Genomic DNA, 24,923 nt, shown 5'->3' with positions numbered 1-24,923 from the left:
AAAGCCGCTACGCTGTTCCTTGTGACCCACACTACGCCGCCCCGAGTGACGGTGGTCTGAGCCATGAGTTCCCCCGCGACCGCCCCGCAGTGGCCCGGCCAGAACTGGCCGCTGGGAGCCACCTGGTCCGCCGAGTCCACGAACTTCGCGGTCCACGCGCCGGGCGCGACCCGGGTCTGGCTCTGCCTCTTCGACGATGACGACCACGAGACGGCGTACGAGCTGACCGAGCGGAGCCTCGGGGTCTGGCACGCGCGGATCCCCGGCGTCACGCCCGGCACCCGCTACGGCTACCGCGCCGACGGCCCGTGGGAGCCGGCGGCCGGCCTGCGCTTCAACCCCGCGAAGCTGCTGCTCGACCCCTACGCCCACGCCGTCTCCGGCGACATCACGCAGGACCCGGCCCTCTACGGCCACGACCTCGAGGAGCCGGCCAAGCGCAGCGAGCTCGACTCGGCCGCGGTCACCCCGCGCAGCGTCGTCGTGCGCGATGACTTCGACTGGGGCGACGACGCCCCGCTGCGCCGCCGCTGGCGCGACACGGTCATCTACGAGCTCCACGTCCGCGGCTTCACGAAGCTCCACCCCGAGGTCCCCGAGCAGCTGCGCGGCACGTACGCCGGCCTGGCCCACCCCGCGACGATCGCGTACCTCACCGACCTCGGCGTGACCGCGGTCGAGCTGCTGCCCGTGCACCAGTTCTTCTCCGAGCCCGCGCTCCTCGACCGCGGGCTCGCCAACTACTGGGGATACAACTCCCTCGGCTTCCTGGCGCCCCACAACACGTACTCCTCCTCGGGCGACCGCGGCGAGCAGGTCACCGAGTTCAAGCAGATGGTCAAGGACCTCCACGCCGCCGGCATCGAGGTGATCCTCGACGTGGTCTACAACCACACCGCCGAGGGCGGTGCGCTCGGCCCCACGCTCAGCTTCCGCGGCCTCGACGACCTCGGGTCCTACCGCCGCGTGCAGAAGCCGGAGGAGACCGAGGACGACGCCCCCTGGGAGGACACCTACTGGGACGTCACGGGCTGCGGCAACACCGTCGACAGCTCCACCCCCAGCACCCTCCGGCTGATCCTCGACTCGCTGCGCTACTGGGTCACGGAGATGCACGTCGACGGGTTCCGCTTCGACCTGATGTCAGCACTGACGCGGACTGGGTACGCCGTCGACATGCACGCAGCCCTCCTCACCACCATCAACCAGGACCCGGTCCTGCGCCACGCGAAGCTGATCGCCGAGCCGTGGGACGCCTCCATGGACGGCTACAAGGTCGGCGAGTTCCCGCCGCCGTGGGTCGAGTGGAACGACCAGTACCGCGACACGATCCGCGACTTCTGGCGCTGCCACTCCGACGGCATCCGCACGGTCGCGACCCGGGTCTCCGGCTCCGCCGACCTGTACGCCGACGACGGCCGCTCGCCGTACGCGTCGGTGAACTTCGTGACCGCCCACGACGGGTTCACGCTGCGCGACCTGGTCTCCTACGACGCCAAGCACAACGAGGCCAACGGCGAGGAGAACCGCGACGGCACCGACAACAACCGCTCGCACAACTGGGGCATCGAGGGCGAGACCGACGACCCCGCGGTCGTCGCCATGCGACACCGGATCGCGGCCAACCTGCTCGCGACGCTGTGCCTCTCCAGCGGCGTGCCGATGCTCACCGCGGGCGACGAGCGCGGGCGGACCCAGGGCGGCAACAACAACGCCTTCTGCCAGGACAACGAGACGTCCTGGGTCGACTGGGCCGACGAGACCTGGCTCGACCTCCACGAGATCACCCGCACCGCGCTGCGGATCCGCCGTGAGCACCCGGCCCTGCGCCAGCGCCACTTCTTCGAGGGACGGCCGACCGTCCGCGGCGGCCCGAAGGACCTCGCCTGGATCCACCCGACCGGTCGCGAGATGACCGACGGCGACTGGCACGACGACGAGCTCCGGGTGGTCGGCATGTTCGTCTCCGGCTCGCCGCTGCGGGAGGTGGGGCCGCGCGGCGAGGTCCTCAACGACGCGTCGTTCCTGCTCTGGCTCAACGGTTCCGGCAACCCGTGTGACTGCCTGCTCGCCGACAACCCGTGGGTGACCTCCGGCGTCGTCGTCCTCTCCACCGACGATCACCTGCCGGTCGGCACCCCGGTCGACGCCGGCCAGACCATGCCCCTCTCGCCGCACTCCCTCGTCCTCCTGCAGACCCGAACGGATGACCACCATGAGCAGCACTGAGCCCGTGACCCAGCGCGCGACCCGGGGCGCGACCCGGGGCGTGATCGGCCGGATCCCGGTCATGGAGGTCGCGCCCGTCATCGAGGGCGGCGCACTGCCCACGAAGGCGGCGGTCGGCGAGCCCTTCGACGTCACCGCGCTCGTCTTCCGCGAAGGGCACGACGCGCTCGGCGCCGAGGTCGTGCTCACCGATCCCCGCGGCAAGGAGCGCGCGCCCGTGCGCATGCAGCCGCTCGAGCACGAGCGGGCGCGGCTGAGCGCCACCGTGGCTGCCGACGAGGTCGGTGCGTGGACCTTCCGGATCCAGGCCTGGAGCGACCCCCTCGAGACCTGGCACCACGCCGCGACGGTGAAGATCCGCGCCGGCGTCGACGTCGACCTGATGTTCGCCGAGGGCGTCGCGCTGCTGACGCGCTGGCTCGCCGGCACGAAGATGACGCGGGCCGACCGCCCGGCGGCCAACCGGATCCGCAAGGTCCTCGCCGACGACCGGGTCGCCGTCGAGACCCGGCTGGCGATGGTCGAGTCACCCGAGCTCCTGGAGCTCTTCGCGCGCTACCCGCTGCGCGACCTGCTCACGGTCAGTGGCGCGTACCCGTTCTTCGTCGACCCCGAGCGCGCGCTCGCCTCGAGCTGGTACGAGTTCTTCCCCCGCTCCGAGGGCGCGTACGCCGACGCCGACGGCCGGCTGGTCTCCGGGACGTTCCGCACGGCCGCCGAGCGCCTGCCGGCCGTTGCCGCGATGGGCTTCGACATCATCTACCTGCCGCCGATCCACCCCATCGGCGAGGTCAACCGCAAGGGGCCCAACAACGTCGTCCTCGACCCGCCGGGCGAGCACCCCGCCGACTGGGTCGGCTCGCCGTGGGCGGTCGGCTCGAAGGACGGCGGACACGACGCGATCCATCCCGACCTGGGCTCCGAGGCGGACTTCCGGGCCTTCGTCGCCCGGGCGAACGAGCTCGGGCTCGAGGTGGCGCTCGACTTCGCCCTCCAGGCGGCGCCCGACCACCCGTGGGTCACCGAGCACCCGGAGTGGTTCACCACCCGCGTCGACGGCTCGATCGCGTACGCGGAGAACCCGCCGAAGAAGTACCAGGACATCTACCCGGTCAACTTCGACAACGACTACGCCGGCATCCTGGCGGAGTCCGAGCGGATCCTCCGCCACTGGATGAAGCTCGGCGTCCGCACCTTCCGCGTCGACAACCCCCACACCAAGCCGGTCCACTTCTGGGCCGACCTGCTCGCCGCCATCCGGCGTACGGACCCGGACGTGGTCTTCCTGGCGGAGGCCTTCACGCAGCCGGCGATGCTGCAGGCGCTGGGGGCCGTCGGCTTCCAGCAGTCCTACTGCTACTTCACGTGGCGCAACGAGCGCCGCGAGATCGAGGACTACCTGCGCGAGGTGTCGCACGAGACCAGCCACCGGATCCGGCCCAGCTTCTGGGTCAACACCCCGGACATCCTGCCGACGTTCCTGCAGAGCGGGCGGCGCGCGGCGTTCCAGATCCGCGCCGTGCTCGCCGCGACCGGCTCCTCCAGCTGGGGCGTGTACGCCGGGTTCGAGCTGCTCGAGCACACCCCGCTGCGGCCGGGCGCCGAGGAGTACCTCCACTCGGAGAAGTTCGAGCTGAAGGTCCGCGACTGGGCGGCCGCGGAGGAGCGCGGCGAGTCGCTCGCGCCGTACCTCACGCGGCTCAACGAGATCCGCCGCAGCCACCCGGCCCTGCGCCAGCTGCGCAACGTCGCCATCCACCGCACCGACGACGACGCCGTGCTCTGCTTCAGCAAGCGCGACGTCGTGACCGGCGACCTGGTGATCGTGGTCGTCAACCTCGACCCGACGGCGGCGCGCGAGACGACCGTCCACCTCGACATGCCCGCGCTCGGCCTGGACTGGCACGACGAGATCGAGGTCGAGGACCTCCTCTCGCCGGGCACCTGGCGCTGGTCGGAGCACACCTACGTCCACCTCGACCCGGCCACCCGGCCGGCCCACGTGCTGAGCGCCCGGCGCTCGGCGAAGGAGGAGCGATGACGCAGTTCCCGCCCGTTCTCGGCGAGCTCGACCTGCACCTGATCGGCGAAGGCCGCCACGAGCGCCTCTGGGAGGTGCTCGGTGCCCACACCCGCACGGTCGACGGCACCACCGGCACGTCCTTCACCGTCTGGGCGCCCAACGCCCGCACGGTGCACGTGATCGGCGACTTCAACCACTGGGACGGCCACGCGCACGAGATGCGCCGGCTCGGCGGCTCCGGTGTGTGGGAGCTCTTCGTCCCGGACCTCTCCCCCGGCTTCGCCTACAAGTTCGCGGTGCTCGGCGCCGACGGCACGTGGCGCGAGAAGGCGGACCCGATGGCCCGGCGTACGGAGGAGCCGCCGCGCACCGCGTCGGTCGCCTTCGACAGCGCCCACACGTGGTCCGACGACGCCTGGATGGCCTCGCGCACCGACCGGCCCGACCTCGCCCCGATGTCGGTCTACGAGGTCCACGTCGGCTCGTGGCGCCGCCACCCCGACGGCGCCAGCTGGTCGTGGGACGAGATGGCCGAGCACCTCACGGCGTACGTCGTGGAGCTGGGCTACACCCACGTCGAGCTGCTCCCGGTGATGGAGCACCCCTTCGGCGGCTCGTGGGGCTACCAGGTGAGCTCCTACTACGCGCCGACCGCGCGCTTCGGCGACCCCGACGGCCTGCGTCGGCTGATCGACGCGCTGCACAACGCCGGCATCGGCGTCATCCTCGACTGGGTGCCGGCGCACTTCCCCAAGGACGAGTTCGCGCTGGCCCGCTTCGACGGCACCCCGCTCTACGAGCACCCCGACCCGCGCCGCGGCGAGCACCCCGACTGGGGCACCTACGTCTTCGACTTCGGCCGCCCGGAGGTCCGCAACTTCCTCGTCGCCAACGCGCTCTACTGGCTCGAGGAGTTCCACGTCGACGGCCTCCGCGTCGACGCGGTCGCCTCGATGCTCTACCTCGACTACTCCCGCGAGGACGGCGGCTGGGAGCCCAACGTCCACGGCGGCCGCGAGAACCTCGAGGCGGTGCAGTTCCTCCAGGAGCTCAACGCCACGGTCTACCGCGAGGTGCCCGGCGCCTTCACGCTCGCCGAGGAGTCCACGTCGTGGCCGGGCGTCACGCGCCCCACCGACCAGGACGGGCTCGGCTTCGGATTCAAGTGGAACATGGGGTGGATGCACGACACGCTGCACTACCTGCAGCGCGACCCGCTCTACCGCGGCCACCACCACGGCGACGTCACCTTCACGCTGGTCTACGCGTTCTCCGAGAACTACCTCCTGCCGCTGAGCCACGACGAGGTCGTGCACGGCAAGGGCTCGCTGCTCGACAAGATGCCCGGCGACCGCTGGAACCGCTTCGCGCACCTGCGCTCGCTCTACGCGCTGCAGTACGGCCACCCGGGCAAGAAGCTGCTCTTCATGGGCGGCGAGTTCGGCCAGGCCTCCGAGTGGGCCGAGCAGCGCGAGCTCGACTGGTGGCTGCTCGGCGAGCCCGAGCACGACGGCGTACGCCGGCTGGTCACCGACCTCAACGCGACCTACCGCCGCCTCCCCGCCCTGTGGGACTCCGACGGCGACCCCTCGCGCTTCCGCTGGCTCGACATGGGCGGCGCCGGCTACGACGTGCTCGCCTTCGTCCGCCGCTCGGCCGACGGCACGCCGGTCGTCGTCGTCGCGAACGTGTCCGGTCGCCCCGTCCACGACTACCGCCTCGGGCTGCCCTGCGCCGGGCGGTGGGACGAGGTGCTCAACACCGACGCCGCGGCGTACGGCGGGAGCGGGGTGGGCAACCTCGGCTCCGTCGAGGCGACCAACGACCCGTGGCAGGACCACCCGGCCTCCACCGTGCTCGTCCTTCCCCCTGCCGGCGTCCTGTGGCTGGCGCCCGCCCCCGACCACGGCACAGCAGTGCCGCAGAACGATGGAGACACCGCATGAAGGTGCTGAGCCTGATCCTCGCCGGCGGCGAGGGGAAGCGACTGATGCCGCTGACCGAGGACCGGGCCAAGCCCGCCGTCCCGTTCGCGGGGAGCTACCGGCTGATCGACTTCGCCCTGTCGAACCTGATCAACTCGGGCTTCCTCAAGTGCGCGGTGCTGACGCAGTACAAGTCGCACTCACTCGACCGCCACATCTCGCTGACCTGGCGGATGTCGAGCATGCTCGGCAACTACGTCACCCCGGTGCCGGCGCAGCAGCGCCGCGGCAAGCAGTGGTACCAGGGCAGCGCCGACGCGATCTACCAGTCGATGAACCTGATCATCGACGAGCGCCCCGACATCATCGTCGTCTTCGGCGCCGACCACGTGTACCGGATGAACGCGCGCCAGATGGTCGACGCACACATCGCCTCCGGCGCGGGCGTCACGGTCGCGGGCATCCGCGTGCCGCGGAGCCAGGCGAACCAGTTCGGCGTGATGACGGTCAAGGACGACGGCACCACGATCGACGAGTTCCTCGAGAAGCCGGCCGACCCGCCGGGCCTGCCCGACTCCCCCGACGAGGTGCTCGCCTCGATGGGCAACTACGTCTTCACCGCCGACGTCCTGATCGAGGCGCTCGAGGCCGACGCCAAGGACCCCGCCTCGCTCCACGACATGGGCGGCGACATCGTGCCCGCGATGGTCGCGAAGCAGCTGGCCGCGGTCTACGACTTCAAGGAGAACGAGATCCCGGGCTCGATCGGCGACGACCGCTTCTACTGGCGCGACGTCGGCACGATCGACAGCTACCACGACGCCCACCTCGACCTGGTCTCCGCGTCACCGGAGTTCAACCTCTACAACCAGGAGTGGCCGATCTACTCCCTGCCCGCGCAGCTCCCGGGCGCGAAGTTCGTGCACGGCGCGTCGGTGCGCGACTCGATCGTCTGCGCCGGCTCGATCGTCTCCGGCGCCAACACCGACGCCTCCGTGATCGGCACGGGGGTGCGTGTCGACGACGGCGCCGCGATCCAGCGCACCGTTCTCATGGACGGCGTGCACGTGGGCCGCGGTGCAATCCTGCGCGACGCGATCGTCGACAAGAACGTCGTCATCCCGCCGCGCACCCTCATCGGCATCGACCACGAGGAGGACCGCCGCCGCGGCTTCCACGTCAGCGAGGGCGGCATCGTCGTGATCGGCAAGGGGCAGCTCGTATGAGCGGCTCGTCGCTGCGGGTGAGCGTGCTGACGCGCGAGTACCCGCCGTACATCTACGGCGGAGCCGGCGTGCACGTGGACTTCCTGGTCCGCGAGCTGGCGTCGCTCGTCGACACCTCGGTGGTCTGCATGGGTCCCGACCGTCCCGGCGCCACCGCGCACTCCGAGGACGACCCGCGCCTGGCCGACTCCAACGCCGCGCTGCGGGTGCTCTCCGCCGACCTGGCGATGACGGCGGACTGCGCCTCGGCGGAGGTCGTCCACTCGCACACCTGGTACGCCAACATGGCCGGCCACTGGGCCAAGCTCCTGTACGGCGTGCCCCACGTGATCACCGCCCACTCCCTCGAGCCGGACCGGCCGTGGAAGGCCGAGCAGCTCGGCGGTGGCTACCGCGTCTCGAGCTGGGCGGAGAAGACGGCGTACGAGGCGGCCGACGCGGTCATCGCGGTCTCGTCGGCGACCCGTGACGACATCCTGCGCGCCTACCCGGCGGTGTCGCCCTCACGCGTCCATGTCATCCACAACGGCATCGACACCTCGCTCTACTTCCCGGATCCCGGCCGCGCGACGCTCGACAAGATCGGCGTCGACCCCGACCGGCCGTACGCCGCGTTCGTCGGCCGGATCACCCGGCAGAAGGGCGTCCCGCACCTGCTGCGGGCGGCCCTCGACTTCCACCCCGACCTGCAGCTCGTGCTGCTCGCCGGCGCTGCGGACACCCCGGAGCTGAAGGCGGAGACCGACGCGGCGATCGCGGAGCTGCACGCGCAGCGCACCGGCGTCTTCGTGGTCTCCGAGATGCTCCCGCCGGAGCAGGTGCGCGAGGTGCTCAGCCACGCGCTCTTCTTCTGCTGCCCGTCGGTCTACGAGCCGCTCGGCATCGTGAACCTGGAGGCGATGGCCTGCGGCACCGCGGTCGTCGCGAGCAACGTCGGCGGCATCCCCGAGGTCGTCGAGGACGGTCGCACCGGCCTCCTCGCGCCGTACGAGGCGGCCGACCCGGCGGCGTTCGAGGCTGCCCTCGCGGCCGCGGCCAACCGGCTCGTGGAGGACCCGGCCCTGGCTGCGTCCCTCGGGCAAGCCGGGCTGGAGCGCGTGCGCGAGCACTTCAACTGGCGCCCGATCGCCGAGCGCACCGTGGAGCTCTACCGCTCGCTGCTCTGAGGGGACCCGCGCGCGCCCGTCCCGGGCCCCGCGCGCGGGTCAGCCGAGCGCGGCGCTGACGATCTCCCTGGCCTCGGCCTGCACCTGCGCGAGGTGGTCGGCGCCGCGGAACGACTCGGCGTAGATCTTGTAGACGTCCTCGGTGCCCGACGGCCGGGCGGCGAACCACGCCGACTCGGTGGTGACCTTGAGGCCGCCGATCGCGGCGCCGTTGCCGGGAGCGGTGGTGAGGCGCGCGGTGATCGGCTCGCCGGCGAGCTCGACCGCAGCCACATCCGCAGGCGCGAGGCGGGCCAGGCGCGCCTTCTGCTCGCGGTCGGCCGGGGCGTCGATGCGGGCATAGGCGGGCGCACCGTGGCGCTCGGTCAGTCCGCGGTAGAGGTCGCTCGGCGACTGGCCGGTGGCGGCCTGGATCTCGCTGGCCAGCAGCGCGAGGACGATGCCGTCCTTGTCGGTGGTCCAGGTGGTGCCGTCCCGGCGGAGCAGCGAGGCCCCGGCGGACTCCTCGCCACCGAAGCCCATCGAGCCGTCGATCAGGCCGGGCACGAACCACTTGAAGCCGACCGGCACCTCCTCGAGCGGCCGGCCCACCTCGGCGGCGACCCGGTCGATCATCGAGGACGAGACGAGCGTCTTGCCGATCCTCGTCTCCGGCGCCCAGCCGGGACGGGCGCCGCCGAAGAGGTAGCCGATGGCGACGGCGAGGTAGTGGTTGGGGTTCATCAGCCCGTCGGGCGTGACGATGCCGTGGCGGTCGGCGTCGGCGTCGTTGCCGGTGAGGAGGTCGAAGCCGTCACGCCGCTCCAGCACGCTCGCCATCGCGTACGGCGAGGAGCAGTCCATGCGGATCTTGCCGTCCCAGTCGACCGTCATGAAGCGCCAGGTCGGGTCGACGAGCGGGTTGAGCACCGTCAGGTCGAGGCGGTGGCGCTCGGCGATCGTGGCCCAGTAGTCGACGCTCGCACCACCCAGCGGATCGGCCCCGATGCGGATGCCGGCCTCGCGGATCCGGTCGAGGTCGACCACGGAGGGCAGGTCGTCGACGTACGCGCCGAGGAAGTCGTAGCGCCCGGCGCGGGCGAGCGCGACGGTCACCGGCACCCGGCGTACGCCGGCGAGGTTGCCCGCGATCAGCTCGTTGGCGCGCGCGGCGATGACGCTCGTGGCGTCGGTGTCGGCCGGGCCACCGTGGGGCGGGTTGTACTTGAAGCCGCCGTCGGCCGGCGGGTTGTGCGAGGGGGTGACGACGATGCCGTCGGCGAGGCCCGGCCCGGAGACACGGCCGCCGTTGGCGGTGATGATCGCGTGCGAGAGGGCAGGCGTCGGGGTGTAGCCGTCGCGGGAGTCGACCAGAACCGTGACGTCGTTGGCGGCGAGCACCTCGAGCGCGGTCACCCAGGCCGGGTCGGAGAGCGCGTGGGTGTCACGGCCGAGGAAGAGCGGGCCGGTGTAGCCGCACTGGGCGCGGTACTCGCAGATCGCCTGCGTGGTGGCGGCGATGTGGGCCTCGTTGAAGGAGGCGGTGAGCGAGGAGCCCCGGTGGCCGCTGGTGCCGAAGACGACGCGCTGGTCGGGGTCCTCCGGGTCCGGGTCCACCGTGAAGTAGGCGGTGACGAGACGCGCCACGTCGACGAGGTCGCTCTCGGTGGCGCGGGTGCCGGGCTCGGTCATCGGGGTGGAAACCTCTCGTCGGACGGATACTTCACCGTAGTGCGCGACTTTTGCCTTTGGCAATACGAAAGTCCCGCCATCTCTGTGCACAATGGTGGGGTGACTCCCGACGCAGCCTCGCACCCCGCGGCCCTTCCCTCCACCGACGCCGACTGGTGGCGCCAGGCAGCGGTCTACCAGATCTACCCGCGCAGCTTCGCCGACGCCAACGGCGACGGCATCGGCGACCTCGCCGGCATCACGTCACGGGTCCCCTACCTCGCCGCGCTCGGCATCGACGCGGTCTGGCTCAGCCCGTTCTACCCCTCGGCGCTCGCCGACGGCGGCTACGACGTCGACGACTACCGCGACGTCGACCCGAGGATCGGCACGCTCGAGGAGTTCGACGCGATGACCGCCGCGCTCCACGCGGCCGGCATCAAGGTGATCGTCGACGTCGTCCCCAACCACTCCTCCGACCGGCACGTGTGGTTCCAGGAGGCACTCGCCTCGCCGCGCGGCTCGGCGGCGCGCAACCGCTACATCTTCCGCGACGGCAAGGGCGACAACGGCGAGCTCCCGCCCAACAACTGGGTCTCGCTCTTCGGCGGCCCGGCGTGGGACCGGATCACCGAGCCCGACGGCACCCCGGGGCAGTGGTACCTCCACCTCTTCGCCTCCGAGCAGCCCGACTTCAACTGGTCCAACGAGGAGGTCCGCGAGGACTTCCGTACGACGCTGCGCTTCTGGTCCGACCGCGGTGTCGACGGCTACCGCATCGACGTCGCACACGCGCTGACCAAGAACCTCGACCCGGCGTTCGACGCGCTCCTCGACGTACGGCAGGGGCACGAGCACCTCTTCGTCGACGGCCAGCACCCGATCTGGGACCGCGACGAGGTGCACGAGATCTACGCCGACTGGCGCCGGATCTTCGACGAGTACGACCCGCCGCGCATCGCCGTCGCGGAAGCCTGGGTGCCCGCGCACCGCCGGGCCCGCTACGCCTCCCCCGAGGGGCTCGGCCAGGCGTTCAACTTCGACCTGCTGATGGCCGACTACGACGCCGCAGAGTTCCGGCGGATCATCGTCGACAACCTCGCCTTCGCCGACGCCTCCGGCTCCTCGACGACCTGGGTCTTCTCCAACCACGACGTCGTGCGCCACGCGACCCGCTACGCCCTGCCCGACGACTCCGCCGCTTCGGCCGGCGGGATCATGTCCGGCGGCAAGGACGGCAAGCAGTGGCTGCGCGAGGGCGGTGACCCGGCAGCGCTCGACATCCCCCGCGGGCTCCGGCGCGCGAAGGCGGCGACGCTGCTGATGCTCGCCCTGCCCGGCTCGGCGTACCTCTACCAGGGCGAGGAGCTCGGCCTCCAGGAGGCGGGGCAGATCCCCGCCGCCGACCGGCAGGACCCGGCGTTCCTCCGGACGCAGGGCGAGGAGGTCGGCCGCGACGGCTGCCGCGTGCCGCTGCCGTGGACCCCCGAGGGTCCCTCGTTCGGCTTCGGTCCTGGTGGCGCCCACCTCCCCCAGCCCGCCTGGTTCTCGACGTACGCCGTGAGCGTGCAGGAGGCCGATGCGGGCTCGACGCTGGCGTTCTACCGGCAGGCACTGGCCCTGCGCCACGAGCTGCAGACCGCCGAGGAGCTCACCTGGCTCGACTCCGGCCGGGCCGATGTCCTGCGCTTCGAGCGCCCGGGCGGCTGGACCGTGGTCAGCAACTTCGGCACGGAGCCCGTGGACCTGCCTGCCGGCGAGGTGCTGCTGTCGAGCAGCCCGCTCGTCGACGGACGGCTTCCCGGCGAGACGACGGCCTGGCTGCGGGCCTGACCCGCTAGTCCGTACGCCGGGCGCCGAGCCGCTGGCTGACCTGGCGGGCGCACCACGCAACCAGGTCGGCCGGCGGAGCCGGGTCGGCGGCCGGGTAGGTGACCGCGATGCCCGCCACCGGGTGGCCGTTGTGGTCCACGACGGGCACGGCCACGCTGCGCAGCCCGGGGGTGACCTCGCCGTCCTCGACCGCGAAGCCACGGCGGCGCGTCTCCGTCAGCACCGCACGGAGGGCGGTGGGCGACTGCGGGCCGCTTCCCGTGCGGTCGGTGAACGCCGCCCGGTCGGGGTAGAGCGCGCGCACCTGGCTGGGCGGCAGGCTGGCCATGATCGCCCGGCCGCTCGCGGTCAGGTGCGCCGGCAGCCGGACGCCGACGTCGGTGACCAGGTGGGGCCGTCCGGGCGCGCGCTCCTCGAGGACGTAGAGCACGTCGCGCCCGTGCAGCACCGCCAGGTGGGCGCTCTGCCCGGCCCGGTCGACGAGCTGCGCGAGGGGTCGTCGGGCGATCCTCTGGAGGGGTGCCTGCCGCGAGAACCCGCTGCCCACCTCGAAGGCGCTCACGCCCAGCCCGTAGCGCCGCTCCTCGGGCAGGTGGACCACGAAGCCCTCGTCGATCATCGCGTTGACCAGGTGGTACGTCGTGCTCCGCGGCAGCTCGCAGGCCCGCATGATCGACTCGATCGGCACCGGGTCGGCCTGCGAGGCGAGGTAGCGCAGCACCCGCAGGGTCCGGGTGGCCGCAGGCACGTTGCTCATGGCGTGATCGTGTCACGGGGTTTCCGGCCCGTCTCGGATTCGAGACGCACGATTGTCTCGGATACGAGATAGCCAGCAGTTGCCAACCATGGCGCAGCGACCCTTCGGAGGGCTGCAATGGAGGCATGGAACACGTCACCATCGGAGTCGGCCCGGTCTCGATGGCGGAGGTCGTCGCGGTCGCCCGCGACGGCTCCGCGGTCACGATCGGCGACGAGGCACTGACCGCCATCGACCGTGCCCGCGCGGTCGTCGAGGAGCTCGCGGCGGCCCCGGTCCCGGCGTACGGGATCTCGACGGGGTTCGGGGCGCTGGCGACCCGGCACATCCCCACCGAGATGCGCACGCAGCTGCAGAAGTCGCTGGTCCGCTCGCACGCCGCGGGCTCCGGCCCGGAGGTCGAGCGCGAGGTGGTCCGCGGCCTGATGCTGCTCCGCCTCTCGACGCTCTGCACCGGCCACACCGGCGTACGCCGCGAGACGGCGCAGCTGCTCGCGTCCTTCCTGACCCACGGCATCACCCCGGTGGTGCGTGAGTACGGCTCGCTCGGCTGCTCGGGCGACCTGGCCCCGCTCTCCCACTGCGCGCTCGCGCTGATGGGCGAGGGCGAGGTCCGCGACGCGTCCGGCACGCTCATGCCGGCCGCCGAGGCGCTCGCCGCCGCCGGCCTCTCCCCTGTCGAGCTCGGCGCGAAGGAGGGCCTCGCCCTCATCAACGGCACCGACGGCATGCTCGGCCAGCTCGTCCTCGCGCTCACCGACCTGCGCGGGCTCCTCAAGGTCGCCGACATCGCCGCCGCCATGTCCGTCGAGGGCCAGCTCGGCACCGACCGGGTCTTCGCCCCCGAGCTGCAGGCGATCCGCCCGCACCCCGGCCAGGCCTCGTCGGCCGCCAACCTGATGCGGCTGATGGCCGACTCCGGGATCGTGGCGTCGCACCGCGGCCCCGACTGCAACCGCGTCCAGGACGCCTACTCGCTCCGCTGCACCCCGCAGGTCCAGGGCGCCGCCCGCGACACCGTCGAGTACGCCGCATCGGTCGCCGGCCGCGAGCTCGCCTCCGCCGTCGACAACCCCGTCGTCCTCGCCGAGGAGGGGCGCGTCGAGTCCAACGGCAACTTCCACGGCGCCCCGGTCGCCTACGTCCTCGACTTCCTGGCGATCATCGCCGCGGACGTCGCCTCGATCTCCGAGCGCCGCACCGACCGCTTCCTCGACAAGGCCCGCAACCACGGGCTGCCGCCGTTCCTCGCCGACGACCCGGGCGTCGACAGCGGCCACATGATCGCGCAGTACACGCAGGCCGCGATCGTCTCGGAGATGAAGCGGCTGGCCAACCCGGCCTCGGTCGACTCGATCCCGTCCAGCGCCATGCAGGAGGACCACGTCTCGATGGGCTGGTCCGCGGCCCGCAAGCTGCGGAAGTCCGTCGACGGGCTGACCCGCGTCCTCGCCGTCGAGGTGCTCACCGCCGCCCGCGCGCTCGACCTGCGGGCACCCCTCACGCCGTCGCCCGCCACCGCTGCCGTCGTACGCCTCCTGCGTGAGGCCGGCGTCCAGGGCCCCGGCCCGGACCGCTACCTGTCCCCCGAGATCGAGACCGCCGTCTCGCTCGTCGCCTCCGGCGCGGTCCTGGCCGCCGCCGAGTCCGTGATCGGAGAGCTCGCATGACCACCAATCCGCGTCTTCCCATCCACGCCGCCACCGGCACCGAGCTGTCCGCGAAGTCGTGGCAGACCGAGGCGCCGCTGCGGATGCTGATGAACAACCTCGACCCCGAGAACGCCGAGCGCCCCGAGGACCTCGTCGTCTACGGCGGCACCGGCAAGGCCGCGCGCAGCTGGGAGGCGTACGACGCGCTCGTGCGCACGCTGCGTGACCTCGAGCCCGACGAGACGATGCTCGTGCAGAGCGGCAAGCCGGTCGGTGTCATGCGCACCCACGAGTGGGCCCCGCGCGTGCTCATCGCCAACTCCAACCTCGTGGGCGACTGGGCCAACTGGGAGGAGTTCCGCCGGCTGGAGGAGCTCGGCCTGACGATGTACGGCCAGATGACCGCCGGCTCGTGGATCTACATCGGCACCCAGGGCATCCTGCAGGGCACCTTCGAGACCTTCGCGGCCGTGGCGGACAAGCGCTTCGACGGCACACTGGCCGGAACCATCACGCTGACCGCCGGTCTGGGTGGCATGGGCGGCGCCCAGCCCCTCGCGGTCACGATGAACGACGGCGTCGCGATCTGCGTCGACGTCGACGACACCCGGATCAAGCGCCGCATCGAGCACCGCTACCTCGACGTCCAGGCGGAGTCGCTGGACCACGCGCTCTCGCTGGCGGTGGAGGCCCGCGATGCCCGCAAGCCACTCTCGATCGGCCTCCTCGGCAACGCCGCCGAGGTCTTCCCCGAGCTGCTCGCGCGCAAGGCGCCGATCGACATCGTGACCGACCAGACCTCGGCCCACGACCCGCTCTCCTACCTGCCCCTCGGCGTCCCGTTCGAGGAGTGGCACGAGCGCGCCACCGCCGACCCGGCCGGGTTCACCAAGGAGGCGCAGGCCTCGATGGCCGCCCACGTCCGCGCGATGGTGGAGTTCCAGGACGCCGGCGCCGAGGTCTTCGACTACGGCAACTCGATCCGCGACGAGGCCCGCAAGGGCGGCTACGACCGCGCCTTCGCGTTCCCCGGCTTCGTGCCGGCGTACATCCGCCCGCTCTTCTGCGAGGGCAAGGGCCCGTTCCGCTGGGCGGCTCTTTCGGGCGACCCGGAGGACATCCGCAAGACCGACGAGGCGATCCTCGAGCTCTTCCCCGACAACGCCCGGCTGCACAAGTGGATCCGCATGGCGCAGGAGCGCGTGCACTTCCAGGGCCTCCCGGCGCGCATCTGCTGGCTCGGCTACGGCGAGCGCCACCTGGCCGGCCTGAAGTTCAACGAGATGGTCGCCTCCGGCGAGCTGAGCGCTCCGATCGTGATCGGCCGCGACCACCTCGACTGCGGCTCGGTCGCCTCGCCGTATCGCGAGACCGAGGCGATGCTCGACGGCTCCGACGCGATCGCCGACTGGGCGCTGCTCAACGCGCTGGTCAACACCGCGTCGGGCGCCACCTGGGTCTCGATCCACCACGGCGGCGGCGTCGGCATGGGCCGCTCGATCCACGCCGGCCAGGTCTGCGTCGCCGACGGCACCGACCTCGCCGCGCAGAAGATCGAGCGCGTGCTCACCAACGACCCCGGCATGGGCGTCATCCGCCACGTCGACGCGGGCTACGACCGGGCTTCCGAGGTCGCCGCCGAGCGCGGCGTACGCATCCCCATGCAGGAGGGCTGATCCAGGTGGTGGCCGGCTTCGAGGAGATGTGGGGCGACCTCGCCCCCGTCGGCCGCAGCCCGCAGAGCGGCGGCTACTTCCGCCAGCCCTGGCACTCCGCCGAGCTCGAGCTGCGTGCGTGGTTCCGCGAGCAGGCGTCGGCGCGGGGGCTCGTCGTCGAGGAGGACCCCTTCGGCAACCTGGTCGCCTGGTGGGGATCCACCGCCGCCGACGGCAAGGTGCTGACCGGCTCCCACCTCGACTCGGTCCTCGACGGCGGCGCGTACGACGGCCCGCTGGGTGTGGTCTCGTCGTTCGCGGCGGTGGACCTGCTGCGTGAGCGCGGCATCACGCCCACGCGCGCACTCGGTGTCGCGGCGTTCGTGGAGGAGGAGGGCTCGCGCTTCGGCCGGGCCTGCCTCGGCTCCCGCCTCGCCGTCGGCGCCACGGACTGGGCCGACGCGCGCGAGCTGGCCGACCGTGAGGGCGTCCGCCTGGGCGACGTGGTCGAGGGCCCGGCGGACGGCGCGCGCAGCACCCTGCTGGAGGGCGTCGACACCTACGTCGAGCTCCACGTCGAGCAGGGCCGTGCGCTCATCGACCACGACGCAGCCGTGGGGGTGTGCAGCACGATCTGGCCCCATGGGCGCTACCGCTTCGACCTCACCGGTCGTGCCGACCACGCGGGCAGCACCCGCATGGAGGACCGCGCCGACCCGATGCTGACCTACGCGGCGACAGCCCTGGCCGCGGCAACCCACGCCCGAGCGACCCACCAGCGCGCCACCTTCGGCCGGCTCGACGTCCGTCCCAACGGCACCAACGCGGTGCCGTCACAGGTGACCGCCTGGCTCGACGCCCGCGCCGACTCGGACGCTGCGCTCGCCGACCTCGTCGAGGCGATCCGGGCCGAGGCCGCCACGCACGCCGACCACGACGGCACCGCGGTCGCGGTGACCCCCGAGTCGGTCAGCGGCGAGGTCCGCTTCGACGTACCCCTGCGTGATCGGCTCGCGGCGCGGCTCGGCGGCGTACCGGTGCTCCCGACGCAGGCCGGGCACGACGCCGGGATCCTGCAGGAGGCCGGCATCGCCACCGCGATGCTCTTCGTCCGGAACCCGTCGGGCGTCTCCCACTCCCCCTTCGAGAGCGCGGAGACCGCCGACTGCCTCGCCGGCGTGGAGGCGCTGGCCGACGCCCTGACGGAGCTGGTCCGATGATCCGCTACCTCCTCGAGCGCGCATGGGTCGACGGCCAGGTCCGCGACGACGTGCTCGTCGAGATCGCCGACGGCCGCTTCACCCGCGTCGAGGCCGGCTCCACCGCCGTCTCCAGCGCCACCGCACGCCGGCTCGCCGGCCTCACCCTGCCGGGCCTGGCCAACACCCACAGCCACGCCTTCCACCGCGCGCTCCGCGGCCGCACGCAGGCCGGCCGCGGCACCTTCTGGACCTGGCGCGAGCAGATGTACGCCGTCGCCGGCCGCCTCGACCCCGACAGCTACTACGCGCTGGCCCGGGCGACGTACGCCGAGATGGTGGCCGCCGGCTACACGTCCGTGGGCGAGTTCCACTACCTGCACCACCAGCCCGACGGGGTGCCCTACGCCGACCCGAACGCGATGGGCCGCGCCCTCCTCGCCGCCGCGCGCGACGCCGGCATCAGGATCACCCTGCTCGACACGCTCTACCTCTCCAGCGGGTTCGGCGCCGCTCCCGAGGGCGTGCAGCGACGGTTCTCCGACGGCACGGCCGGCGCCTGGCAGGAGCGGGTGGCCGCGCTCGCCGGGGACGACCAGTCCGTCATCGGTGTCGCCGCCCACTCCGTGCGTGCTGTGCCGGCCGACGACCTCGGCGCGTTCCGACCCCACGTGGAGGCCGGCCGACCCGTGCACGTCCACCTCTCCGAGCAGGTGCAGGAGAACGACGACTGCCTCGCCGCCCACGGCGTCACGCCCACGCGCCTGATCGCCGACCACGGCCTGCTCGGCCCCACCACCAGCGCCGTCCACGCCACCCACCTGACGCACGACGACATCCGGCTGCTGGGCGAGAGCCACACCTACGCCTCCTTCTGCCCCACCACCGAGCGCGACCTCGGCGACGGCATCGGCCCGAGCCAGGCGCTGGCGGCCGCCGGCGCGCGGCTGACCCTCGGCTCCGACAGCCACGCGGTGATCGACGGCTTCGAGGAGATGCGCGCCCTCGAGATGGACGAGCGCCTCGCCAGGCAAGCCCGCGGCCAGTGGACCGCCAGCGAGCTGCTGGACGCCGCGAGCTCCACGGGCCAGGCCAGCCTCGGCTTCCCCGACGCGGGAGCGATCGCGGTCGGGCAGCGCGCCGACCTGGTCACCCTCGACACCACCTCCTCCCGTACGGCGGGCACCGGCGCCGGCGCCCACACGGCGGTCTTCGCCGCCACCTCCGCCGACGTGCGGCACGTCGTGTCCGACGGCCAGGTCGTCTTCGAGGGCGATCATGGAGCCGTCGGGCGCGCGCTGGCCACGGCGATCGAAAGGGTCTGGTCATGAGCCTCCTCCTCACCAACATCGGCGAGCTGGTCACCAACGACCCCGCTGCCGACGACCTGCTCGGGCTCCGTCACGAGGCGGCCCTGGTCATCGAGGGCGACCACGTCGCCTGGGTCGGTGACGCCGCTGACGCCCCCGCAGCCGACGAGCGTCGCGACCTCGAGGGCCGCGCGGTGCTGCCCGGCTTCGTCGACAGCCACAGCCACCTCGCCTTCGCGGGCGACCGCGCCGAGGAGTTCCGGGCCCGGATGACCGGCGAGCCCTACACCGCCGGCGGGATCCGGACGACCGTCGCGGCCACCCGCGCAGCGAGCGACGCCGACCTCCGCGCCCGGATGGCGCGCCTGGTCGCCGAGATGCGCGCGCAGGGCACGACCACCGTCGAGATCAAGTCCGGCTACGGACTCACCGTCGACGACGAGGCCCGCTCGCTCCGCCTGGCCCGCGAGCTCACCGACGAGACCACCTTCCTCGGCGCCCACGTCGTCCCGCCCGAGTACGCCGACGACCCGGCGGGCTACGTCGCCCTCGCCACGGGCCCGATGCTCGACGCGGCGGCACCGCACGCCCGGTGGATCGACGCCTTCTGCGAGACGGGAGCCTTCGACGCCGACCAGGCGCGCGAGGTCCTGACCGCGGGCATGCGGGCCGGACTGCGCGGGCGCCTGCACGCCAACCAGCTCGGGCCGGGGCCCGGCGTACGGCTGGCGGCGGAGCTGGGCCTCGTCGCCGTGGACCACTGCACCTACCTCACCGACGACGACGTCCACGCCCTCCGTGAGGCCGGCACGGTCGCGACCCTGCTGCCGGGCGTGGAGTTCTCGACGCGGCAGCCCTACCCCGACGCGCGGCGACTGCTCGACGCGGGCGTGCAGGTCGCGCTGGCCTCCGACTGCAACCCGGGCTCGTGCTTCACCAGCTCGCTGCCGTTCTGCATCGCGGTGGCCGTGCGTGACATGCACCTCTCCCCCGCACAGGCCGTCCACGCCGCGACCGCGGGAGGCGCGGCAGCGCTCGACCGCACCGACGTCGGGCGCCTCGTGCCCGGCAGCCGGGCCGACCTGGTCGTCCTCGATGCCCCGAGCCACGTGCACCTGGCCTACCGGCCGGGCGTGCCCCTGGTCGCGTCGGTGATCACCGGATCTCGTCGGTGATCACCGGGATCGTGCCGGTCGGCAGGTCCGGCAGCACCGTGTCGAAGTAGTCGCGGGCGGCCACCGACGTGCTCACGTCGTGGCCGGCCCGCTCGGAGAGCAGCCAGCGGTGCTCGAGCACCTCGTGGAAGACCTCGGCCTCGTCGCGCTTGCCGCGCAGCTCCGCAGGGATCTCGGAGACGACCGGGTCGAAGCACTCGACCAGCCAGCGGGTCGCGGCTGCCGCCTCGGAGACCTGGCGCCCCGTGGACTGCTCCAGCCATGCCCGGAAGCTGGCGATGTCGGCCAGCAGCCGGCGTGCCTGGCGGTCCTGGACCTCGAGGCCAGTGCGGCTGCGCAGCAGCCGCTGCCACCGCCCCGGATCCGCGACGCGTGTGCGCAGCCGGACCTTCGAGCCGTCCTCGGCGGGCAGCAGCTCGACCTCGTCGACGTCGAAGCCGAGCTCCTCGATCCGCCGCATCCGCTCGCCGATCAGGTAGCGCTGCTCGTCGCGCGGGATCACCTCGTCGCGCGTCACCTCGCACCACAGCGCGCGGTAGCGCTCCATCACGCGATCGGCGGTCTCGACGGGGTCGATCTGCGGGTCGAGCAGGCCGCCCGCCTCCAGGTCGAGCAGCTCACCCCCGATCCGCTCGTACGCCGAGTCGAGGTCCATCTGCCGCTGGCCGTCGCTGAGCCCGTGGTGGTGCTCCATCGTCTCGGCGTCGACCAGGTAGGCCTCGAGGTCGCCGGCGTCGAGCTTGAAGAGCGTGTTGGAGAGCGAGCAGTCGCCCCACAGGTAGCCGCCGACGTGCAGCCGCACCAGCAGCTCGACCATCGCGCCGATCAGCGCGTCGAACTGCGGCCCCGCCTGGATCGTGCTCAGCAGCCGCCGGTACGTCGCGGAGTAGGCCAGGAACCTGGTCACCAGGATCGCGTCCTGGCCCTCGCGCTCGAGGCAGGCGCCGACGACCTCGACCGCCGGGATGGAGTCGTGGGCGAGGTCGCGCAGCAGGTTGTACTCACGGCGGACCAGGTCGTCGGGGAGCTCCTTGAGCACGAAGATGCCCGCCACCGTCTCGACGAACTGCACGACGTGGCGGTGGATGCCCGCCGTCGGGACCTCGACGAGCGAGTCGACCTGCCAGTCGGCGAGCGGGGTCTCCCAGGGCAGGTCCAGCAGCTCGGCGGCCCCGTCGGCGGGCGGGTTGAAGACGAACCTCACGGCCCCTCCCTCAGTCCGGCATCTCCGCGCGGCGCGGCGGGTCTGCACCCGGTCGCGAGACCGTGACGGCGGCGCACGCAGCAGCGAAGGTGAGCACGCGGCGCAGGTCTTCGCCGGCCAGGGAGCGCAGCGCGCCCTCCTGCGCACGACCCAGCAGGCCCGCGTCGGAGAGCGCGGCGAGCAGCCCGGCCATGAAGGAGTCACCGGCGCCGATGGTGTCGGCGACCGTGGTGCGCGGGGCGGTGACCTCGGCGACCTCGGCCACGGTGCCGGCGTACGCGCCCTCGCCGCCGCGGGTGACGACGACCAGCGCCGGTCCCAGGCCGAGCCAGTGCCGCACGACGTCCGCGACGGTGAGGTCGGGGTAGAGCCAGGCGGCGTCCTCGTCGCTGGCCTTGACGACGTCGGCGAGCCCGACGAGCCCCTCGACCTGCTTCCGGGCGAGGTGGAGGTCGCCCATCAGCTGCGGACGCACGTTGGGGTCGTAGCTGACCGTCGCCGTCCCGCGGACCGCCTGCAGCGTCTCCTCGACGACCTCGGCTCCCGGCGCGAGCACGGCGCCGATCGAGCCGGTGTGCACCAGCTCCGGCGTACGCCGCGGGACGCCGGGCAGCGCCCAGTCGATGGCGAAGTCGTACGTCGCGGCGCCGTCGGGGCCGATCGTGGCGGCCGCCGTCGAGGTCGCCCCGGGACCGACCGACCCCTCGGCCACCCGGACGCCATTGGCGTCGAGGTGGCCGGTGACGAGGTCGGCGTACGCGTCCGAGCCGAGGTGCGTCAGCAGCTCCACCGGGACGCCGAGCCGGCTGAGGCCGACGGCGACGTTGAGCGGGCTGCCGCCCACGCGTGCGTCGTCGGGCTGCCCCGGTCGGCGGATCAGGTCGATGAGCGCCTCGCCGATGACGAGAGCAGCCGCCCCGGTCGACGCGGTCGGCCCGGTCGGCTCAGTCGGCTCAGTCGGAGAGGCGGGCACCGGTTTCCTTGTCGAAGACGTGGACGCTGGAGGGGTCGGTCGTGACGTGCAGGACGTCGCCCTTCTGCGTCGCGTCACGCCCGTGGACGCGCACGATGATGTCGTGGGGCGTGCCCTCGGCCTCGCAGGTGCCGTAGACGAAGGCGTCGGCGCCGAGCTCCTCGATGACGTTGACGGTGACCGGCAGTCCCTCGCCGGCACCGACGATCCGCCAGCTCTCCGGGCGGACGCCGACGACGACGTCGCCCGACGTGGCCTTCACTGCGGCGGGGTCGACCGGCATCGTGAAGCCGCCGACCTTGACGCCGCCGTCGGCGGCGACGCCGGTGAGCAGGTTCATCTGCGGGGAGCCGATGAAGCCCGCGACGAAGAGATTCGCCGGCTTGTCGTAGAGGTTGAGCGGGGTGTCGACCTGCTGGATGAGGCCGTCCTTCATCACCGCGACCCGGTCACCCATCGTCATCGCCTCGACCTGGTCGTGGGTGACGTAGACGGTCGTGACGCCCAGCTCGCGCTGGAGCTTGGCGATGTCGGTGCGGGTCTGCACGCGCATCTTCGCGTCCAGGTTGGACAGCGGCTCGTCCATGCAGAACACCTGCGGCTTGCGGACGATCGCGCGGCCCATCGCGACGCGCTGCCGCTGGCCACCCGACAGCGCCTTCGGCTTGCGGTCGAGGTACTCCGTCAGCGACAGCATCTCCGCGGCCTCGCGGACGCGGCGGTCGCGCTCCTCCTTCGGGACCTTCGCCATCTTGAGGGCGAAGCCCATGTTGTCCGCGACGCTCATGTGCGGGTAGAGCGCGTACGACTGGAAGACCATCGCGATGTCGCGGTCCTTGGGCGGCATGGAGGTGACGTCACGGTCACCGATGTGGATCGTGCCGGCGTTCACCTCCTCCAGGCCCGCGAGCATCCGCAGGGTCGTCGACTTGCCGCACCCGGACGGACCGACGAGCACCATGAACTCGCCGTCCTCGATGTCCAGGTCGATGCCGGGCACCGCCGGCTTGTCCGTGCCCGGGTACCACCGCTGGGTGCCATTGAAGGTCACTCGTGCCATGAGGGTTTCTCCTTGACTGTCTTGCTCGGGTCAGCCCTTGACGCCGCCGGCGGTGAGGCCGTCGACGATGCGCCGCTGGAAGGCGAGGACCATGAGGATGAGGGGGATGGTGACGACCGTGCCTGCCGCCATGACCGCGGTGTACGGCTCGACGTGCGGCTTGCTGCCGGTGAAGTTGGCGATCGCCACCGTCACCGGCGCCGTCTTGTCGCTGCTCAGCTGGCTGGCGATGAGGAACTCGTTCCACGCGGCGATGAAGGCGAGGATCGCGGTCGTCACGACGCCCGGGGCGGCGAGCGGCAGCATGATCTTGGTGAACGCCTGCCGCTTGGTCGCGCCGTCGATGCGCGCGGCCTCCTCGAGCTCCCACGGCATCTCACGGAAGAACGCCGTCAGCGTGTAGATGGTCAGCGGCAGGACGAAGGAGATGTCCGGGAGGATCATCGCCTGGTAGCTGCCGTACCACCCGATGTTGCGGAAGAGCTGGAAGAGCGGGGTCACCAGCGCGACACCGGGGAACATCGACGCCGCGAGGATGATGGCGAGGATCGCGTTCTTGCCGGGGAAGCGGAGCCGCGCCATGGCGTACGCCGTGAAGACGCCGATCGTGAGGCCGATCACCGTGGTCACCCCGCCGATGAAGACGCTGTTGAGGAGCGCGCGGCCGAAGTGGTTGCCGCGGTTGGTGGCGAACACCGTCCGGAAGTTGTCCAGGGTGACGTGGGTCGGCCAGGGCGTGGTGTCGAAGGTGAACTGGAGGTCGCGGAAGGCGGTGACGATCATCCAGTAGAAGGGCAGCAGGCCCCACAGGACGATGATGACGACACCGAGGTAGGTGCGGGCACTGCGCCAGCGGGAGGAGGTGGTCATCGCTTCGCCTTCGGCTCGGCCCCGGTGGCGCTGGCCCCGAGGAACTTGATGAAGAGGAACGCCACCCCGAAGACGATCAGGAAGGTGATCGTCGAGAGGGCCGCGGCACTGTTGAAGCCGTTGCGGGTCTCGTTGATCACGAGGATCGAGAGCGTCGTGGTGTCGTTGCCGTCGCCCGCGCCACCGCCGGTCATGATCTGCGGCAGGTCGTACATGCGCAGCACGTCGAGCGTGCGGAAGAGGAGCGCGACGACGACGGCCGGCTTGACCAGCGGCACCGTGATCGACCAGAACCGCTGGACGGCGGAGGCGCCGTCGACCTTGGCCGCCTCGTAGACGTCGTCCGAGATCAGCTGCAGGCCGGCGAGGATCAGCAGCGCCATGAACGGCGTCGTCTTCCAGACGTCCGAGACGATGATCGCGCTCCGGGCCGCCCACTTGTCGCCGAACCAGATGACGTGGGCGCCGAAGAGGTGGTTGACGATGCCGTCGTAGCTGAAGATGAAGTACCAGAGCTTGGCGGTCACCGCGGTCGGGATCGCCCACGGAATCAGCACCGCCGCGCGGACCAGGCCACGGCCGCGGAACTTGCCGTTCATGATCATCGCGAACCAGAAGCCGAGGACCAGCTCGATCGACACGGTGACCACCGTGAAGAAGAGCGTGATCCCGACGACCTCCCAGAACGACGAGCCCGTCGACCCCGGAGGGCAGGCCACGTCGCCGCAGCGCTGCAGCAGCCAGTGCTTGTAGTTGTCGAGGCCGGCGAACCCGCCCTGGACGAAGAAGCCGTTCTCGACGTGCTGGTCGGCCTGGAAGGACATCCAGATGGCCCGGACGACCGGGTAGCCGATCACGATCGCCAGGGCGATCATGGCGGGCGACACCAGCAGGAGGGCGCGCCTCTTCTCGTGCGGGTCGAGGGACGACCCACCGGCCCGGCGGCGCGGAAGGCGCCGCCGGGCGGGGGCCGTGGCCACGGACCCGGGTGCGTTGTCGTTCATCGGAGAGCTCCG

The 24,923-nt window shown here is 72.0% G+C and carries 18 protein-coding genes; 11 read left to right on the top strand and 7 right to left on the bottom strand.

Annotated elements, in window-relative coordinates:
- Positions 1-63 precede the first annotated feature (63 nt).
- The 5 genes from glgX to glgA are packed head-to-tail and all read left to right on the top strand — an operon-like array spanning position 64 to position 8,569.
- Positions 64-2,229, top strand: coding sequence for a glycogen debranching protein GlgX (glgX, locus tag IEX47_RS01285; protein WP_188782112.1), 2,166 nt, complete (start codon positions 64-66; stop codon positions 2,227-2,229).
- Positions 2,216-4,270, top strand: coding sequence for a maltotransferase domain-containing protein (locus IEX47_RS01280; RefSeq protein ID WP_188782110.1), 2,055 nt, complete (start codon positions 2,216-2,218; stop codon positions 4,268-4,270). The genes glgX and IEX47_RS01280 overlap by 14 nt, the downstream gene beginning before the upstream one ends.
- Positions 4,267-6,198, top strand: coding sequence for a 1,4-alpha-glucan branching protein GlgB (gene glgB, locus IEX47_RS01275; RefSeq protein WP_188782108.1), 1,932 nt, complete (start codon positions 4,267-4,269; stop codon positions 6,196-6,198). Before IEX47_RS01280 ends, glgB begins: the two co-directional genes overlap by 4 nt.
- Positions 6,195-7,403, top strand: a complete 1,209-nt coding sequence (glgC, locus tag IEX47_RS01270) for a glucose-1-phosphate adenylyltransferase (protein ID WP_188782107.1) — start codon at positions 6,195-6,197, stop codon at positions 7,401-7,403. Before glgB ends, glgC begins: the two co-directional genes overlap by 4 nt.
- An 11-nt stretch (positions 7,404-7,414) precedes the next feature.
- Complete coding sequence (gene glgA, locus IEX47_RS01265; RefSeq protein ID WP_188782836.1) at positions 7,415-8,569, top strand: glycogen synthase; 1,155 nt, start codon at positions 7,415-7,417, stop codon at positions 8,567-8,569.
- A 39-nt stretch (positions 8,570-8,608) separates the two neighbouring features.
- On the opposite strand, the gene pgm is transcribed toward glgA, so the two are convergent.
- Positions 8,609-10,240, bottom strand: coding sequence for a phosphoglucomutase (alpha-D-glucose-1,6-bisphosphate-dependent) (gene pgm, locus IEX47_RS01260; RefSeq protein ID WP_188782104.1), 1,632 nt, complete (start codon positions 10,238-10,240; stop codon positions 8,609-8,611).
- Between the two features lie 99 nt (positions 10,241-10,339).
- On the opposite strand from pgm, the gene IEX47_RS01255 reads away from it, so the two are divergent.
- On the top strand, positions 10,340-12,052 hold the full coding sequence (locus tag IEX47_RS01255) for a glycoside hydrolase family 13 protein (RefSeq protein WP_188782103.1): 1,713 nt from the start codon (positions 10,340-10,342) through the stop codon (positions 12,050-12,052).
- Between the two features lie 4 nt (positions 12,053-12,056).
- Here IEX47_RS01255 and IEX47_RS01250 read toward each other — a convergent pair whose 3' ends face one another.
- Positions 12,057-12,809: an IclR family transcriptional regulator gene (locus tag IEX47_RS01250; RefSeq protein WP_188782101.1), complete on the bottom strand. Its 753-nt coding sequence runs from the start codon at positions 12,807-12,809 to the stop codon at positions 12,057-12,059.
- Between the two features lie 125 nt (positions 12,810-12,934).
- Here IEX47_RS01250 and hutH point away from each other — a divergent pair, with 125 nt between their 5' ends.
- The 5 genes from hutH to hutI are packed head-to-tail and all read left to right on the top strand — an operon-like array spanning position 12,935 to position 19,800.
- Positions 12,935-14,479 carry a histidine ammonia-lyase gene (gene hutH / locus IEX47_RS01245; protein ID WP_188782099.1) on the top strand — a complete coding sequence of 515 codons (1,545 nt, stop codon included), beginning with the start codon at positions 12,935-12,937 and terminating at the stop codon, positions 14,477-14,479.
- Positions 14,476-16,137, top strand: a complete 1,662-nt coding sequence (gene hutU / locus IEX47_RS01240) for a urocanate hydratase (protein ID WP_188782097.1) — start codon at positions 14,476-14,478, stop codon at positions 16,135-16,137. Before hutH ends, hutU begins: the two co-directional genes overlap by 4 nt.
- A gap of 8 nt (positions 16,138-16,145) precedes the next feature.
- The gene (locus IEX47_RS01235) at positions 16,146-17,336 is read left to right on the top strand and encodes an allantoate amidohydrolase (RefSeq protein WP_308423233.1); all 1,191 of its coding nucleotides are present in this window, start codon (positions 16,146-16,148) and stop codon (positions 17,334-17,336) included.
- Positions 17,333-18,646: a formimidoylglutamate deiminase gene (locus IEX47_RS01230; RefSeq protein ID WP_188782095.1), complete on the top strand. Its 1,314-nt coding sequence runs from the start codon at positions 17,333-17,335 to the stop codon at positions 18,644-18,646. Before IEX47_RS01235 ends, IEX47_RS01230 begins: the two co-directional genes overlap by 4 nt.
- A complete protein-coding gene (gene hutI, locus IEX47_RS01225; protein ID WP_188782093.1) occupies positions 18,643-19,800 on the top strand; it encodes an imidazolonepropionase in 1,158 nt (385 codons plus the stop codon). The genes IEX47_RS01230 and hutI overlap by 4 nt, the downstream gene beginning before the upstream one ends.
- On the opposite strand, the gene IEX47_RS01220 is transcribed toward hutI, so the two are convergent.
- Genes IEX47_RS01220 through IEX47_RS01200 form a run of 5 tightly spaced genes read right to left on the bottom strand, consistent with a single transcriptional unit; the run spans position 19,781 to position 24,911 of the window.
- A complete protein-coding gene (locus IEX47_RS01220; protein WP_188782092.1) occupies positions 19,781-21,004 on the bottom strand; it encodes a DUF4032 domain-containing protein in 1,224 nt (407 codons plus the stop codon). The genes hutI and IEX47_RS01220 overlap by 20 nt on opposite strands.
- A gap of 10 nt (positions 21,005-21,014) precedes the next feature.
- Positions 21,015-21,977, bottom strand: coding sequence for a carbohydrate kinase family protein (locus IEX47_RS01215; protein WP_188782090.1), 963 nt, complete (start codon positions 21,975-21,977; stop codon positions 21,015-21,017).
- On the bottom strand, positions 21,958-23,037 hold the full coding sequence (locus IEX47_RS01210; RefSeq protein ID WP_188782088.1) for an ABC transporter ATP-binding protein: 1,080 nt from the start codon (positions 23,035-23,037) through the stop codon (positions 21,958-21,960). Before IEX47_RS01210 ends, IEX47_RS01215 begins: the two co-directional genes overlap by 20 nt.
- A gap of 30 nt (positions 23,038-23,067) precedes the next feature.
- A complete protein-coding gene (locus tag IEX47_RS01205) occupies positions 23,068-23,907 on the bottom strand; it encodes a carbohydrate ABC transporter permease (RefSeq protein WP_188782086.1) in 840 nt (279 codons plus the stop codon).
- Positions 23,904-24,911: a carbohydrate ABC transporter permease gene (locus IEX47_RS01200; RefSeq protein ID WP_188782084.1), complete on the bottom strand. Its 1,008-nt coding sequence runs from the start codon at positions 24,909-24,911 to the stop codon at positions 23,904-23,906. The genes IEX47_RS01205 and IEX47_RS01200 overlap by 4 nt, the downstream gene beginning before the upstream one ends.
- Between the last annotated feature and the right edge of the window lie 12 nt (positions 24,912-24,923).

Source organism: Nocardioides phosphati (assembly GCF_014646375.1).
Taxonomy (GTDB): Bacteria; Actinomycetota; Actinomycetes; order Propionibacteriales; family Nocardioidaceae; genus Nocardioides; species Nocardioides phosphati.
This window is presented reverse-complemented; position numbering and strand designations above follow the sequence as displayed.

Coding starts and splice junctions, on each gene's coding strand:
- glgX (WP_188782112.1), top strand. CDS start 64: ATGAGTTCCCCCGCGACCGCCCCGCAGTGGCCCGGCCAGAACTGGCCG.
- IEX47_RS01280 (WP_188782110.1), top strand. CDS start 2,216: ATGAGCAGCACTGAGCCCGTGACCCAGCGCGCGACCCGGGGCGCGACC.
- glgB (WP_188782108.1), top strand. CDS start 4,267: ATGACGCAGTTCCCGCCCGTTCTCGGCGAGCTCGACCTGCACCTGATC.
- glgC (WP_188782107.1), top strand. CDS start 6,195: ATGAAGGTGCTGAGCCTGATCCTCGCCGGCGGCGAGGGGAAGCGACTG.
- pgm (WP_188782104.1), bottom strand. CDS start 10,240: ATGACCGAGCCCGGCACCCGCGCCACCGAGAGCGACCTCGTCGACGTG.
- IEX47_RS01250 (WP_188782101.1), bottom strand. CDS start 12,809: ATGAGCAACGTGCCTGCGGCCACCCGGACCCTGCGGGTGCTGCGCTAC.
- hutH (WP_188782099.1), top strand. CDS start 12,935: ATGGAACACGTCACCATCGGAGTCGGCCCGGTCTCGATGGCGGAGGTC.
- hutU (WP_188782097.1), top strand. CDS start 14,476: ATGACCACCAATCCGCGTCTTCCCATCCACGCCGCCACCGGCACCGAG.
- IEX47_RS01230 (WP_188782095.1), top strand. CDS start 17,333: ATGATCCGCTACCTCCTCGAGCGCGCATGGGTCGACGGCCAGGTCCGC.
- hutI (WP_188782093.1), top strand. CDS start 18,643: ATGAGCCTCCTCCTCACCAACATCGGCGAGCTGGTCACCAACGACCCC.
- IEX47_RS01210 (WP_188782088.1), bottom strand. CDS start 23,037: ATGGCACGAGTGACCTTCAATGGCACCCAGCGGTGGTACCCGGGCACG.
- IEX47_RS01205 (WP_188782086.1), bottom strand. CDS start 23,907: ATGACCACCTCCTCCCGCTGGCGCAGTGCCCGCACCTACCTCGGTGTC.
- IEX47_RS01200 (WP_188782084.1), bottom strand. CDS start 24,911: ATGAACGACAACGCACCCGGGTCCGTGGCCACGGCCCCCGCCCGGCGG.